This is a genomic window from Lachnoclostridium sp. An138 (genome assembly GCF_002160765.1).
Lineage (GTDB): Bacteria > Bacillota > Clostridia > Lachnospirales > Lachnospiraceae > Laedolimicola > Laedolimicola faecalis.
Genome location: NZ_NFLF01000061.1, coordinates 1 through 605, shown reverse-complemented (window position 1 = coordinate 605; position 605 = coordinate 1). Strand labels below are relative to the sequence as shown.

General features: G+C 45.5%; 1 pseudogene. It reads left to right on the top strand.

Going from position 1 to position 605, the window contains the following annotated elements:
- Window positions 1-195: 195 nt before the first annotated feature.
- A pseudogene (locus B5E82_RS17805) lies at window positions 196-605 on the top strand (IS21 family transposase); the annotation flags it as partial.

The window sequence follows — 605 nt, the reverse complement described above, 5'->3', positions numbered from 1 at the left end:
TGATTATTCCGGGGCTCTTTGAGCCACCTGTCCGAACTTTGAGAGCCACCATTCCGGAGAATGAGAGCCACATATTCCGGTAATTCAGAGCCACTTTACAGGCTCTATTACATAAATTTCCTTTATACTGTAAGAACACATCGTCAGATGTGAATACAGTTAAAGGAGGTCACCATTATGACCAAATATTGAGAAATCCTTCGCCTGAAAAGCTTAGGATTTAGTGAACGGAACATCGCACATAGTTGCGGCGTATCCCGTAACACAGTTGCCAAGGTCGTAAAACGGGCTGCGGAAATGAATCTTTCCTGGCCACTGGATCATGACATGACCGACAGCGCACTTGAGGAAATGCTTTTTCCCAAGGTAAAATCAGCAACCAATAAACGGATGCCTAATTATGACTACATCCGCAGGGAACTCCTGCGTAATGGAGTCAACAAGAAACTCCTATGGGTAGAATACTGTGAGGAATGCCATATGAACGGCGAAGAACCTCTCATGTATTCTCAGTTCTGCTACTACATCCAGAAGGATGAAGAAAAGCGCAGGGCCACTATGCATATCCCTCGAAAACCGGGTGAGCAGATCGAAGTGGATTGGTC